Origin of the sequence: Roseibaca sp. Y0-43, from assembly GCF_020667835.1 — a bacterium.
In the GTDB taxonomy this organism is placed as follows: domain Bacteria; phylum Pseudomonadota; class Alphaproteobacteria; order Rhodobacterales; family Rhodobacteraceae; genus Roseinatronobacter.
Map to the genome: position 1 here is coordinate 63,336 of NZ_JAFMPR010000011.1, position 12,875 is coordinate 76,210.

The window sequence follows — 12,875 nt, forward strand, 5'->3', positions numbered from 1 at the left end:
GGTTAGGGGGATGATATGGCAGAGACTGCCGCTTCGGGGCCGGGTATGCCCCAACTGGATGTAACCACATTCTCGAACCAGATCTTCTGGCTGGTCGTGGCCATGGTGGTTCTGTATTTTGTCATGTCGCGCGTGGCGCTGCCGCGTGTTGCCTCGGTTCTGGCCGACCGCCGGAGCGCGATCACCGCAGACATTGCGGCGGCAGAGGAATACAAGCTGAAAGCGCAGGAAGCCGAAGAGGCCTTCAAGAAGGCCGAAGCGGACGCCCGTGCCGAAGCCGCTCGTATCGTCGAGGCTGCGAAGGCAGAGATGCAGGAAGCGCTGAATGCGCAGATCGCCAAGGCCGATGCAGAGATCGCTTCCAAGTCGGCAGAGTCGGAAAAGCGCATTCGCGAGATCACCGCCAATGCGGTCGAGATGGTGAACGAGGTTTCTACCGACGTGACCAAGGACATTCTGGCGGCCTTCGACGTGAAAGCCGACGCGCGCAGCGTGAACGCCGCGGTGAAAGCCCAGATGAAGGGGGACGCATGATGTTGCGGATTGCTATTCTGGCGTCGCTTGTGGCCAGCCCCGCGTTTGCGGCGGTCGAAGGCAAGCCCTTCTTCTCGCTCTACAACACCGACCTGATCGTTCTCGCCGCATTCCTCATCTTCTGCGGTGTGCTGATCTATGCGAAGGTGCCCGGCAAGCTGGGCGGTTTCCTTGACAGCCGCGCCGAGACGATCAAGGCCGAACTGGACGAAGCCCGCCGCCTGCGCGAGGAAGCCTTGGAACTGCACGCCTCTTTTGAGCGCAAGCAGGCCGAGGTCAAGGAACAGGCCGCCCGCATCGTTGAAAAGGCCAAGGCTGACGCGCAGCTTGCTGCCGAACAGACCAAGGCAGAGATCGAAGCCTCTATCGCCCGCCGCTTGAAGGCCGCCGAGGATCAGATCGCGTCCGCCGAAGCGACGGCTGTGCGGCAGGTTCGCGATCGCGCGACTGCGGTTGCCGTCGCAGCGGCCAGCACCGTCATCGCCAAGAACATGGACGATGCACGCGGCGACGCGTTGGTTGATGCCGCCATCAAGGCCGCTGGCGAGCGTCTGCACTAAGCGCCCGCGCCCGACTTTGCGAAAACCCGGCCACCTGTGCCGGGTTTTTTCATGCGCGGGTCTTAGCCTTGTTGGGCGTGCTCATAGCGCAGGCGGGCAATCGCCTCGTTATGTTCGCTGCGCTTGTAGTCGTTCATAATCCGCTCGACGAAATCCAGATGCGCGGTGGCCGCGGCCTTGGCGGCGGCGGGGTCGCGCGCCTGAATGGCGCTGTTGATCGCCTTGTGCTGCGCCAGCAAATCGCCGCGCGTGGCGCGCTGGCGAAAGATCATCTGGCGATTGTAGAACACGCCCTTGTGCAGCAGGTCGAACATGGCCCGCATCATGTGCAGCATGATGATGTTATGCGACGCCTCGACAATCGACAGGTGAAACTCGGCATCCAGCTGCGCTTCCTCGGTCGGGTCGCGCTTTTGGTGCGCGGCTTCCATCCGTTTGTATAGCGTGTCGATGATCTGCAAATCGGTGTCCGAGCCGTAGCGCGCGGCGCGCTCGGCAGACATCCCCTCCATGTCGCGGCGAAAGCTGATATAGTCGAACAAGGCTTCGTCATGCTCGGCAAACAGCCGCACCAGAGAATCCGAGAACGCGCTGTCCAGCAGTTCCGCCACGAACACGCCCGCGCCCGCCCGGCTTTCCAACAGGCCGCGCGTTTGCAATTCGGCCAAGGCGTCGCGCAGGCTGGGGCGCGACACGCCCAGACGTTCGGCCAGATCGCGCTCTGCGGGCAAACGTTCGCCGGGGCGCAGCACGCCGCGCAACAGCAACAGCTCTATCTGCCGGACGACAGAACGCGACAGCCTCTCCGGCTGGATGCGTTGAAAGGGCATGGTTCCTCCTCATCCCCGCGCCCCGGGGTATTGGTAAAAAGATATGACCGGTTTACCCATGACGCAATGAAAAAGGGTGGCCTGTCGGGCCACCCTTGTCGTCCAATTGTAGAACACTCAGCCTTGTTGATGCGGCCGGATATAGATTTCCACACGCCGGTTCTGCTGCCGCCCCGCTGCCGTGCCATTATCGGCAATTGGTTGGGTCAGGCCGCGCCCTTCGGTGCGCACGCGCGAGGGGGCCACGCCATTGTTGAACAGCACCTGCGCCACGCTGGCCGCGCGCCGTTCCGACAAGTCCTGATTGTAGCTGGCCGACCCGGTATTGTCGGTATGGCCGACAACACGCACATCGCTGCGGGGGTAATTCACAAGGTTATTTGCGATCACCCGCAGGTCGTTTTGCAGGTCGGGGCGCACGCTCGCGCTGTCAGTCGCGAACAGCAGGTCTTGCGGCAGGGTCAGGATCAGCTCTTGCCCGGTGTTCTGGATATTCACATTGCCACCCAACTGGCGGCGCAGCTCTTCGGCCTGACGGTCCAGTTGCTGCCCGATCAGCGCACCCGCCGTGCCGCCGATGACCGCGCCCGCCAGCGCACGACGCCCGCCGCCATCGCCGGTGGCCGCGCCCACCACGCCGCCCACGGCAGCCCCGGTGAGAGCGCCGACCAAGGTGCGGTTTTGCGGGTTGTTGGGGTTCGGGGCGCAGGCGCTCAGCGCTAAGGCGGAAACAGCAAGAGTTACGGCCAGTTTCATCGGTATGCTCCTTCGCAGCGTTTGGCCCTGTCATACCATTCGCGCACGCTGCCGCCTATTGCCAAGCCGCGCGATGCGCAAGCTTTCGCCATCACGCTTGCGACAGCGGGGCCGCCTCGGCCTCTGTTCGGGCCGCTTCCCAGCCCAGCATGGCGCGTTTGCGCGTCAGCCCCCAATGGTAGCCGCCCAGCGCGCCGCTGCCTTGCAACACCCGGTGGCACGGGATGACAAAGCCCAACGGGTTGCGCCCCACCGCCGTGCCCACCGCGCGGGCGGCACGCTCTGAGCAGACGCGCTTGGCCACCTCGCCGTAGCTTGTGACATGGCCGGGGGGCACGTGCAAAAGCGCTTCCCAGACCTTGATCTGAAAGGGCGTGCCCATCATGTGCAGCCGCGCCGTGCCACGGGTCTGGAACAGATCGCCCATCTGCTCTGCCACCGCGCCCGCATCCGCGATGTAGCGCGCTTTCGGCCAGCGCCGGGTCATGTCGGCCAGCGTGCCGGGGTCGTCGATCATTTCAGCAAAGGCCAGCCCGCACAAGCCGCGTTCCGTGGCCATGGCCAACGCGGGGCCAAAGGGGCTGTCCAACCACGCGTGGCGAATGGTCAGGCCGTCGCCGCGTTTGGCGTAGTCGCCCGGCGTCATCGCCTCCCAGCGCAGGAACAGATCGTGCAGCCGCGCCTGCCCCGACAGACCCAGTTCCAGCGCCGTGTCGAAAGTGGAAAACCGCGCTTCCAGCAGCCGCCGCGCGTGGCCCAGCGTCAGGTATTGCTGGTAACGCTTGGGAGAGACCCCAGCCCAAGCGCTGAACACCCGCTGGAAATGCGCGGCGCTCAGGCCCAGCTCTGCCGCCAGATCGTCCAGACTGCGCGAGGTGCCGCCCGGCGCGTCGATCAGCGCAATCGCCCGCGCGATCAGCTTGTAATGATAGCTTTGGTCCATGGCGGTTCCTTTCGCCGCCCAACCTAGCCCGCCCGCTGCCGCCCCGCACCCCGAAACCTGCGCATTGCGCGTGTTTCACAAGTGCACTAAAGCACCCTAGTCCTTTGGGAGGAGGTCTTGCGTGAAACTCGGTGTCGCCTGTCTGGTGCTGGGCTATCTGCTCAGCCAGTTTTACCGTGCGTTCCTGGCCGTTCTGGCCGGCCCGCTGGCGCAAGATCTGGGCGTGACCCCGGATGATCTGGCGCTGTCATCGGGCCTGTGGTTCCTGGTCTTTGCGGCGGCGCAAATTCCGCTAGGGGCCGCGCTGGACGCAATCGGCCCACGCCGGACCACCGCGTTGATGCTGGGGATCGGCGGCACGGGCGGCGCCGCGATCTTCGCCATGGCGCAAAGTGCCACGCATATCCATATCGCGATGATGGCGCTAGGCGTGGGCTGCGCGCCGGTGCTGATGGCGTCCTATTTCATCTTCGCGCGCAGTTTCGCGCCCGCCGTCTTTGCCACGCTGGCGGGTGCGGTCATCGGCCTTGGATCGCTGGGCAACATCTTGGGCGCGTGGCCGCTGGCCTGGGCGTCAGAGGTTTATGGTTGGCGCGCCGCCCTGTGGGTCATGGCGGGAATCACGGCGCTTGTGGCTTCGGTGCTGTGGGTGGTCATCCCCGACCCGCCCCGCGCCACCGCCCCCGAGGGCACGAAAGCCCGCCTGCGCGACGTGCTGCGCATTCGCGCGCTGTGGTGGATGATGCCGCTACTATTCGTCAATTACGCGCCATCGGCCGGGCTGCGCGGGCTGTGGGTCGGCCCGTACATGACCGACACTTACGGCGCCGATGCCAATCTGGTCGGCCAAGTCACGCTGCTGATGGCCTGCGCCATGATCGCGGGCAATTTCGCCTATGGCCCGCTCGACCGGCTGCTTGGCACGCGCAAATGGGTCATCCTTGGCGGCAACCTGCTGGGGGCCGTGGCCCTTGGCAGCTTGGCGCTGGCCCCCGGCATGGGGCTTTGGGCCAGTGCGGCGCTGCTGGCGGCGGTGGGCTTTTTCGGGGCGTCCTTCCCCATGCTCATGGCGCATGGGCGCAGCTTCATCCCCGCGCATCTGACCGGGCGGGGCGTGACGCTCATCAACCTGTTTTCCATTGGCGGGGTCGGGCTGTTGCAGGTCGCAAGCGGGCATGTTCACGCGCTGGGGGGCGGGGCGTATGGGCTGCTCTTCGGCTTCTTCGCCGTGCTGCTGCTGGCAGGCTGCGCGATCTACCTGTTCGCCACGGACCGCACGGATTAACCGCCCAACACCGTGCCGGGGGCAAAGCGGTGGCCGTTCAGGAACGCCTCTGCGTCACTCGGGCGCTTGCCCTCGCGCTGCACGGCTAAGACCTGCACCGCGCCCGTGCCGCAAGCGATGGTCAACCCGTCGAGCACTTCGCCCGGTGTGCCTTTGCCCGTAACCGCCCGCGCGTCCAGCAGTTTCAACCGCCCCGCAGGGCTGTCGCACCACGCGCCGGGAAAGGGCGAGAGCGCCCGTATCTGACGCGCCACCACCTCGGCGGGTTGTGTCCAGTCGATCCGCGCCTCGGATTTGTCGATCTTGGCGGCATAGGTCACGCCGTCCTCCGGCTGCGGTTGGGGCACCAAGCTGTCCAACTGCGCCAGCGCCTCCACTATCAGACGCGCCCCAATTGCCGATAGACGGTCGTGCAGGGTGGCTGTGGTGTCGCTCTCGGCAATCGGTGTCGCCTCTCGCAACAGGACGGGGCCAGTGTCCAGCCCCGCCTCCATCTGCATGATGCAGACGCCGGTTTCCGCGTCACCCGCCATGATTGCGCGATGGATGGGCGCGGCACCGCGCCAGCGCGGCAACAGGCTGGCATGGATGTTCAGGCAGCCATGGCGCGGGGCATCGAGCACCGCTTGCGGCAGGATCAGCCCATAGGCCACAACGACCGCCACATCGGCACCCAGCGCGGCGAATTCCGCCTGCGCCTCGGCCCCTTTCAGGCTGACAGGGTGGCGCACGGGCAGGCCAAGTGCTTCGGCACGGGCCTGCACGGGCGAGGGGCGGTCCTTCTTGCCACGGCCCGCAGGGCGCGGCGGCTGGGTGTAAACGCAAACCACCTCATGCGCGGCATGGACAGCGTCCAGCGCGGGCACCGAAAACTCTGGCGTTCCCATAAAGACAACCCGCATCGCGTCCCCCTTCCTCTTGCACCAAGGCGACCAGACGCCTAACGCGCCTTCTGCGCGCGCCGCAGCAACATGTCGCGTTTCACCCGGCTGAGGCGGTCGAAGAACATTCGCCCGTCCAGATGGTCGATCTGGTGCTGCACGCTGGTGGACCAAAGGCCGACCATCTCGCGCTCTTCCCAAGCCCCATCCGCGTTCAGATAGCGGACCGTCACGGCGCGGGGCCGTTCGATCGTGGCGTGCACGCCGGGCAGGTTCGGACTGGCTTCATCATGCAGGCGCATGACGGCGCTGGCGTGCAGAATTTCAGGGTTCGCCATGCGTATGGCCTGCCCACGCGCCTGCGACGCATCGACCACGGCCAGCCGCAGGCTGATGCCGATTTGCGGCGCGGCAAGGCCCACGCCCGGCATTGCCTCCATCGTGTCGATCATGTCGGCCCAGATGGCGCGAATGTCATCCGTGATCGTATCGACCGGGGCGGCCTTGCGGCGCAGCACCGGGTCGGGCCATGGCAGGCAGCGGCGGACGCTCACGCGCGGGCCTTCTCGCGTTTGTATTTCACCATCTTGCGGGTAATCATCTGCCGCTTGATCGCGCCCAGATGGTCGATGAACAGCTTGCCGTTCAGATGGTCCAGCTCGTGCTGCGCGCAGGTGGCCCAAAGCGCGTCGAATTCGTCCTCGTGGGTTTTGCCGTCCAGCCCCATCCAGCGCATGGTCACAAGCTTCGGGCGCGTCACCTCGGCATATTGTTCCGGGATGGACAGGCAGCCTTCCTCATAGGTGTTGGTTTCCTCAGAGGACGCGATGATTTCCGGGTTTATCAGCACCATCGGGCGCTTTTCTGCATCATCCTCTTTCACGCAATCCATGACGAAGATGCGCTTGAGAACGCCCACCTGTGGCGCGGCTAGGCCCACGCCCGGCGCGTCATACATGGTTTCCAGCATATCCTCGGCCAGCTTGCCGATGTCGGACGTGACCGCGGACACCGGCTCGCACAGCTTTTTCAGCCGCGGGTCGGGATGGATCAGGATGGGGCGAATGCTCATGCACAGCGATGTAAGCGAAGCCTTGCCCGCGTTCAACGGCTTTTGGGCTTGAATGCCCCCGGAACACGGGTCAGCTTGGCCAAAACGGAGGGTAGACCATGACTTTCGACGAGATCATCGACCGGCGCGGCACGCATTGCGCGAAATGGGACATGATGCAGCCGATCTATGGCGTCTCGCCCGAGGATGGTCTGGCGATGTGGGTGGCGGATATGGATTTTCGCCCGCCCCAAGCCGTGCAGGACGCGCTGCAAGCGGTTCTGGACCATGGCGTCTATGGCTATTTCGGCGATGACAGCGCCTATCGCGCCGCCATTTGCTGGTGGATGGAACACCGCCATGGCTGGCAGGTGGACCCCGCGCATATCTCGACCACGCACGGTTTGGTCAACGCGGTGGGGCTGTGCCTGCACACATGGACTGCGCCGGGCGATGGCGTGATGCTGTTTACCCCCGTCTATCATGCGTTCGCTCGCACCATTCATGCGGCAGGGCGCAAGGTGGTCGAATGCCCGATGGTCGAAAACGATGGCCTCTACCAGATGGACCTTCAGGCCGCCGACGCGTTGGTCGATGACCGCACGCGCATGGTGATCCTGTGCTCGCCGCATAATCCCGGCGGACGGGTCTGGACGCTCAATGAATTGCGCGATCTGGCCGCGTTCTGTGCGCGTCATGACCTGCTGCTGGTGTCGGACGAGATTCACCATGACCTGGTGATGCCGGGGCATAAGCACATCGTCATGCCGCTGGCCGCGCCAGAGCATATGGACCGCATCGTGATGCTGACCGCACCCTCCAAGACATTCAACATCGCGGGTACGCATTGCGGGCAGGTCATTATCCCGGATGACCGTCTGCGCGCGCAATTCACCGCCACGCTGGGCGCGCTGGGCATTTCGCCCAACAGTTTCGGGCTGCACGCGGTGACGGCGGCCTATTCGCCCGCCGGTGCTGAATGGGCCGATGCGCTGCTGGCCTATCTGGACGAAAACCGCCGGGTGTTCGATGCGGGCGTGAATGCCATTCCGGGCCTGCGGTCGATGCAATTGCAATCGACCTACCTTGCTTGGGTCGATTTTTCCGGCACTGGGATGGATATGGCCGAATTCACGGCGCGGGTGGAGCGGGATGCAAAGATCGTCGCCAATCACGGCCCCAGTTTCGGCACCGGCGGCGCAAGCTTCCTGCGCTTCAACCTTGGCGCGCCGCGTGCGGTGATCGAGGACGCGGTCGTCCGCCTGCAACGCGCTTTCGGCGACCTGCAATAAGCCTGCCGCGCCGACCGCGCCGGCGGCAAGGCTCCGGGTCAAGCCCGGAGCGGGGGGCGCTTCTTGTAGCGTTTGAGCATCTGGCTCTGGCGGGGCCAACCCACACAACCCGCCGCGGCAGCAGAGCCGGGGCCTCTGGCCTGGCCCGACATGAAAACGCCCCGGCAAAATGCCGGGGCGCGATGTCTTGGCCCGAGCGCGGACTTAGCCCATCAACTGGCCCGATTCCGGCACCCAGCGGAATTCGGCGCCATCGCTGCCGGTATCGACATAGCCCACGGCGGGGAAGGGCATGTGGTAGCCGACCGCGGGAATGCGGTCGGCGGCGATCATGCCCAGCACGCGCCGGCGGCTTTCGGCCGCGGCGGCCTTGTCGGCGTCGAAGCGCACTTCCCAATCGGGGCGCGCCAGCGACCAGACGGGATGGTTGGCCAGATCGGCAAAGATCACCAGCCCCGCGCCTTCGCTTTCCAGACGGTAGACCATATGCCCCGGCGTGTGCCCGAAGGCGGCCATGCCGGTAATGCCCGTGACCACGTCATCGCCATCGCCCAAGAAGGTCATCATCTCGGCCATGGGGCGGACATTGGCGTCAAAGCCCTCATTGCCCGCCGCCGCCCAATGGTCGAATTCTGCCTGCCCGGTCACATAGCGGGCATTCGGGAAGGTGGGCGCGCCATCGGTCATCATGCCGCCGATATGGTCGCCATGCATATGCGTCAGAACCACGATGTCGATCTGGTCTGGCGTGTAGCCTGCGCTCGCCAGTGCCTCTGTCGTGGCCGCGCCATTCAGGCCGGTGTCGAACAGCACCAGTTCCGAGCCGGTATTGACCACGGTAGGCGTGAAATAGAATTGCGAGACATCCGTCGACAGGAAATTCGCGCGGCTGACTTCGGCGAATTCCTCGGCCGGGACGTTCATGCCGAAAATGCCCTGCGGTTCCTCGCGCGGGGTGGTGCCGCCCAGAATTGTCGTCACCTCGAACCCGCCAATCATGAAGCGGCGGTGGCGGGCAAAACTTGCGCCCATCATCGGCGCTTCGGCGCGGGCCAGTTTCGGGGCGCTCAGGCCTGCCAGCGGCAGGGCGGCACCGGCGGCGATCAGGCCGCGACGTGTCAGGGTGGTCATGGTCATTCCTCCTGTTGCGACTGTTGTCGAACGGGCAAGATAGCGCGCCGATCCCGCTTGTCGCCTGCGCAAGCGATCAAGGGCGGTCACAAAATGCACAGCACCTGCGCAAATTTGCGCCCGGTCGCGCGGGCTACAGGTGCAGCACCAGCGGGCAATGGTCCGACACTTCGGGCTGATAGACCACGTCAAACCGCGCGACCGCCGCCAGATCGTTGATGAACATGTAATCCGCATAGCGCTGGGGCTTGGTGTAATGCGAATTGCGGGTGCCCGGAAAGCCGTGATGCTGCACCAGTTCCGTCAGCCCGTGCTCTGCCAGAAGCGCCAGCGTCGCGCTGCCCGGAAGAAGGTTGAAATCGCCGCAGACGATTTGCAGATCGCCCGGTTCCGTCACCTGCCGCGTCATCGCCATCAGTCGCTCGGCTTGCGCGGCGCGGGCGGGTGTGTCCATCTTGCCCGCCAGATCGCGCAAGCCGTGCATTTGTGTCACGCTGACCATGCGCTTGCTGGCCGGGTCGAACAGGCGCATCGCATGGGCGCTGCGTGACCGTGGGTGATCGCCAAACCCATCGGCGGAAAATCCCTTGTGCACGAAGCCCTGCACCTGTGCGACGATGGCAATATCGGCGCGCACGAAGCTTGCCAGCCCCCATTGCGACGCAACAGGCGCATCGCCATCCCACAGCGCGCCTTGCGCCGCGGGGCAAAAGATGGCGCGGTGGTTCGGCAAGGCGTCACAGACCTCTTGGAAAAAGCGCGCGCGTTGCGGCAGCACATGGTCGCCGTCACGATAGGTCAGCCACTCTTTGCGGGCGTCAGGTGTGTGCACCACCTCTTGCAGGCACAGGACATCGGGCTGCGTGGCGGACAGATACGGCACGATCTTGTCGTGCAAGGTGCCACCCCAGCCATTCAGGCACATGATTTGCATGGCGCGCTCCATTTGGGTCGCGCAACCCTTTCACCTGCCCGCCGCGATGTAAACCGCGCACCCTGCCCCGGCCCCCGAGCCGGGGCGCGGCGTGCTCTTGCCCCCATGCGCACAAGTTGTGCGCGCTGGCGCAGATTGGCCCTGCGCGCGGGGCTGTTTATCTGACATGGCAGACGAAAGGAGCAATGTGATGGGTATCCTGATCGACGGCAAATGGTCGGACCAATGGTATGACACCAAGAAAACAGGGGGTGCGTTCCAGCGCGACACTTCACGGTTTCGCAACTGGATCACCGCCGACGGCAGCGCCGGCCCGACGGGTGAAGGTGGCTTCAAGGCCGAAGCCGGGCGCTACCACCTGTATGTGTCCTACGCCTGCCCTTGGGCGCATCGCACGCTGATTTTCCGCGCCTTGAAAGGGCTGGAAGACCTGATCGACGTGTCGGTCGTACATCCCGACATGCTGGATGACGGCTGGAGCTTTGCCAGCGATTTTCCCGGTGCGACCGGCGACAGGCTGTTTCAAAGCGGCCATATCCGTGACATCTACACCCGCGCCGACCCCAAAGTGTCGGGCCGCGCAACCGTGCCCGTGCTGTGGGACAAGGCGCAGGGCAAGATCGTGTCCAATGAAAGCGCCGAGATCATCCGCATGTTCAACACGGCCTTTAACCACATCACGGGCAATACGGACGACTATTACCCGCAAGACCTGCGGGCAGAGATCGACGCGGTGAATGCGCGCGTCTATGATACGCTGAACAACGGTGTCTACAAATCCGGCTTTGCCAGCACGCAGAAAGCCTATGAAGCGGCGGTCTATCCGCTATTCGACACGTTGGGCTGGCTGGAGGACCGGCTGTCGCGCCAAGCCTATGTCGCGGGCGACCGCCTGACAGAGGCCGACTGGCGGCTGTTCCCGACGCTGGTGCGCTTCGATCTGGTCTATCACACCCATTTCAAGTGCAACCGCGCCCGCATCGTGGATTACCCGGCGCTTTGGGACTATACGCGGCAGCTATACCAGCACCCCGGCGTGGCGCGGACGGTGCATTTCGACCATATCGTGCGGCACTACCATTACAGCCATGACACGATCAATCCGCACCGGATCATCCCGATCAACCCGCGCCCGGATTTCAGCGCACCGCACGGGCGGGCGATGGCCTAGGCCGGGGGCTGTCGCGGTTCGGGGTCAGCACCAGAACCGTGCTGACCGGCGAGCTTTGCGGCGCAAGCAGATCGACCGGGCCGCCCGCCACCAGCGCGGGCGCGCTCATGCCCGAGCGTTCCAGCTCTTGCTGTTTTGATGCGAAAATGGTGATGGGCGTGCCGTTGCGCACCATGGCGTAGATGTCTTCCATCTGCCGGTCTGTCACGGCAATGCAGCCATTCGTCCAGTCGCCGCGCGCACGCTGGTAATTCGGCCCGCGCCCATGGATGAAAATGTCGCCACCCGGACGCCAGCCATTGGCCCGCGCCCGTTCGCGGTCGGCCTGGTTCGGATAGTCGATCCCGATCGACAGGTGAAAGGCGCTGTTGGGGTTGCGCCGGTCGATGACGTAATCGCCCTCTGGCGTGCGGTTGTCGCCCTCGCGCTGCTTGTGTCCCTTCGGGTCTTGGCCCAGATCCACCCGGTAGCTTTTCAGGACCGTGCCGAAATGCAAAAGGTCCATCTGCCGCTCGGCCTTGTAGACCACCACGCGCGTGACTTCGGGGCCGTCATAGCTGCGAAACTTCGTCGGCGCGCAGGCCGTCAGGACGGCCAGAAGCGCCAAGGGCAGGAACAGGCGGGCAAGCTGCATCGAATCCTCTGGAATTTTTTGGCCACTATGCCCGAAAGCCCGGATTCTGCCAAGCTGCGCCCGCGCTCACGTTGGCGTCATTTCTCGCGCTCGGCCAGTTTCTTCTCGATCTCGCGCAGGCGGTTCAACACCTCGTCGCGGTAGTCTTCGGTGGCCTTGTTGCTCTCGGCGGCATGGGCGTCCTGCATCGAATTCACGATCAGACCGACCAGCAGGTTCACCACGGCGAAGGTCGTGACCATGATGAAAGGCACGAAGAACGCCCATGCGTAAGGGTAAACCTCCATCACGGGCCGTACGATGCCCATGGACCACGATTCCAGCGTCATGATCTGGAACAGCGAATAGGCGGATGAGCCCAGATCGCCGAACCATTCGGGAAAACTGTTCTGGAACAGCTTCGTGGCCATGACCGACCCGATGTAGAAAATCATCCCCATCAGCAGGAACACCGACCCCATGCCGGGCAGCGCGGTGATGAAGCCTTCGACCACGCGGCGCAGGTTGGGGCTGACCGACACCACGCGCAACAGCCGCAAGATGCGCAACGCCCGCAGTACGCTGAAACCTTGGGTCGCGGGCATGAGCGCGATGGCGATGATGACGAAATCGAAGATGTTCCAGCCCGACCGCCAGAATTGCCCCCGATGGGCGTACATTTTCAGCGCCAGTTCCAGCACGAAGATCGCAAGGCACAGCTTGTCCAGTGCCAGAATGACCGGGCTGGCGACCGCCATGATCGGGCCGGATGTCTCCATCCCCAGCAGAACGGCGTTGAACAAGATAACCCCGATCACCCCGTTGCGCACCCAAGACTGGTCCAGAAAGGCGGCGACGCTTGCGCGGCTGAACATGATCTTCCCCCGGAAACGA

At 64.4% G+C, this 12,875-nt stretch carries 15 protein-coding genes; 5 read left to right on the forward strand and 10 right to left on the reverse strand.

The annotated features are described in order from the left end of the window. The first annotated feature begins 15 nt into the window (after positions 1 to 15). Both J1C52_RS13180 and J1C52_RS13185 read left to right on the forward strand, forming a co-directional pair. Positions 16 to 534, forward strand: coding sequence for a F0F1 ATP synthase subunit B' (locus J1C52_RS13180; protein ID WP_227428412.1), 519 nt, complete (start codon positions 16 to 18; stop codon positions 532 to 534). Next, positions 534 to 1,094 carry an ATP F0F1 synthase subunit B gene (locus J1C52_RS13185; RefSeq protein ID WP_227428450.1) on the forward strand — a complete coding sequence of 187 codons (561 nt, stop codon included), beginning with the start codon at positions 534 to 536 and terminating at the stop codon, positions 1,092 to 1,094. The genes J1C52_RS13180 and J1C52_RS13185 overlap by 1 nt, the downstream gene beginning before the upstream one ends. Before the next feature lie 62 nt (positions 1,095 to 1,156). Here J1C52_RS13185 and J1C52_RS13190 read toward each other — a convergent pair whose 3' ends face one another. The 3 genes from J1C52_RS13190 to J1C52_RS13200 all read right to left on the reverse strand — a co-directional run bounded on the left by J1C52_RS13190 (position 1,157) and on the right by J1C52_RS13200 (position 3,623). Continuing rightward, a complete protein-coding gene (locus tag J1C52_RS13190) occupies positions 1,157 to 1,924 on the reverse strand; it encodes a FadR/GntR family transcriptional regulator (protein ID WP_227428413.1) in 768 nt (255 codons plus the stop codon). Between the two features lie 117 nt (positions 1,925 to 2,041). After that, positions 2,042 to 2,680 carry an OmpA family protein gene (locus tag J1C52_RS13195; RefSeq protein WP_227428414.1) on the reverse strand — a complete coding sequence of 213 codons (639 nt, stop codon included), beginning with the start codon at positions 2,678 to 2,680 and terminating at the stop codon, positions 2,042 to 2,044. Positions 2,681 to 2,771: 91 nt separating this feature from the next. After that, positions 2,772 to 3,623 carry a methylated-DNA--[protein]-cysteine S-methyltransferase gene (locus tag J1C52_RS13200; protein ID WP_227428415.1) on the reverse strand — a complete coding sequence of 284 codons (852 nt, stop codon included), beginning with the start codon at positions 3,621 to 3,623 and terminating at the stop codon, positions 2,772 to 2,774. Between the two features lie 121 nt (positions 3,624 to 3,744). Here J1C52_RS13200 and J1C52_RS13205 point away from each other — a divergent pair, with 121 nt between their 5' ends. Further along, positions 3,745 to 4,908, forward strand: a complete 1,164-nt coding sequence (locus J1C52_RS13205; RefSeq protein ID WP_227428416.1) for an MFS transporter — start codon at positions 3,745 to 3,747, stop codon at positions 4,906 to 4,908. Here the strand turns inward: J1C52_RS13205 and fmt are convergent. Genes fmt through def (J1C52_RS13220) form a run of 3 tightly spaced genes read right to left on the reverse strand, consistent with a single transcriptional unit; the run spans position 4,905 to position 6,861 of the window. Further along, positions 4,905 to 5,810, reverse strand: a complete 906-nt coding sequence (gene fmt / locus J1C52_RS13210; RefSeq protein ID WP_227428417.1) for a methionyl-tRNA formyltransferase — start codon at positions 5,808 to 5,810, stop codon at positions 4,905 to 4,907. The two genes, J1C52_RS13205 and fmt, sit on opposite strands and share 4 nt — an antisense overlap. 38 nt (positions 5,811 to 5,848) lie before the next feature. Further along, the gene (gene def, locus J1C52_RS13215; protein ID WP_227428418.1) at positions 5,849 to 6,343 is read right to left on the reverse strand and encodes a peptide deformylase; all 495 of its coding nucleotides are present in this window, start codon (positions 6,341 to 6,343) and stop codon (positions 5,849 to 5,851) included. Further along, positions 6,340 to 6,861: a peptide deformylase gene (gene def, locus J1C52_RS13220; protein ID WP_227428419.1), complete on the reverse strand. Its 522-nt coding sequence runs from the start codon at positions 6,859 to 6,861 to the stop codon at positions 6,340 to 6,342. Before def (J1C52_RS13220) ends, def (J1C52_RS13215) begins: the two co-directional genes overlap by 4 nt. 98 nt (positions 6,862 to 6,959) lie before the next feature. Between def (J1C52_RS13220) and J1C52_RS13225 the strand changes: the two genes are divergently transcribed. Continuing rightward, positions 6,960 to 8,132 carry a MalY/PatB family protein gene (locus J1C52_RS13225; RefSeq protein ID WP_227428420.1) on the forward strand — a complete coding sequence of 391 codons (1,173 nt, stop codon included), beginning with the start codon at positions 6,960 to 6,962 and terminating at the stop codon, positions 8,130 to 8,132. Positions 8,133 to 8,336: 204 nt separating this feature from the next. Here the strand turns inward: J1C52_RS13225 and J1C52_RS13230 are convergent, their stop codons facing one another. Further along, on the reverse strand, positions 8,337 to 9,263 hold the full coding sequence (locus J1C52_RS13230) for an MBL fold metallo-hydrolase (protein ID WP_227428421.1): 927 nt from the start codon (positions 9,261 to 9,263) through the stop codon (positions 8,337 to 8,339). A 133-nt stretch (positions 9,264 to 9,396) separates the two neighbouring features. After that, a complete protein-coding gene (locus J1C52_RS13235) occupies positions 9,397 to 10,197 on the reverse strand; it encodes an endonuclease/exonuclease/phosphatase family protein (RefSeq protein WP_227428422.1) in 801 nt (266 codons plus the stop codon). Between the two features lie 190 nt (positions 10,198 to 10,387). Between J1C52_RS13235 and J1C52_RS13240 the strand changes: the two genes are divergently transcribed. Further along, positions 10,388 to 11,368 (forward strand): glutathione S-transferase family protein, encoded by a 981-nt coding sequence (locus tag J1C52_RS13240; protein WP_227428423.1) that lies wholly within the window; start codon positions 10,388 to 10,390, stop codon positions 11,366 to 11,368. Here J1C52_RS13240 and J1C52_RS13245 read toward each other — a convergent pair. Together J1C52_RS13245 and J1C52_RS13250 are read right to left on the reverse strand one after the other, a co-directional pair. Next, positions 11,337 to 12,002 carry a L,D-transpeptidase family protein gene (locus J1C52_RS13245; RefSeq protein ID WP_370633271.1) on the reverse strand — a complete coding sequence of 222 codons (666 nt, stop codon included), beginning with the start codon at positions 12,000 to 12,002 and terminating at the stop codon, positions 11,337 to 11,339. The two genes, J1C52_RS13240 and J1C52_RS13245, sit on opposite strands and share 32 nt — an antisense overlap. A 77-nt stretch (positions 12,003 to 12,079) precedes the next feature. After that, positions 12,080 to 12,856, reverse strand: a complete 777-nt coding sequence (locus tag J1C52_RS13250) for an ion transporter (RefSeq protein WP_227428424.1) — start codon at positions 12,854 to 12,856, stop codon at positions 12,080 to 12,082. Positions 12,857 to 12,875 lie beyond the last annotated feature (19 nt).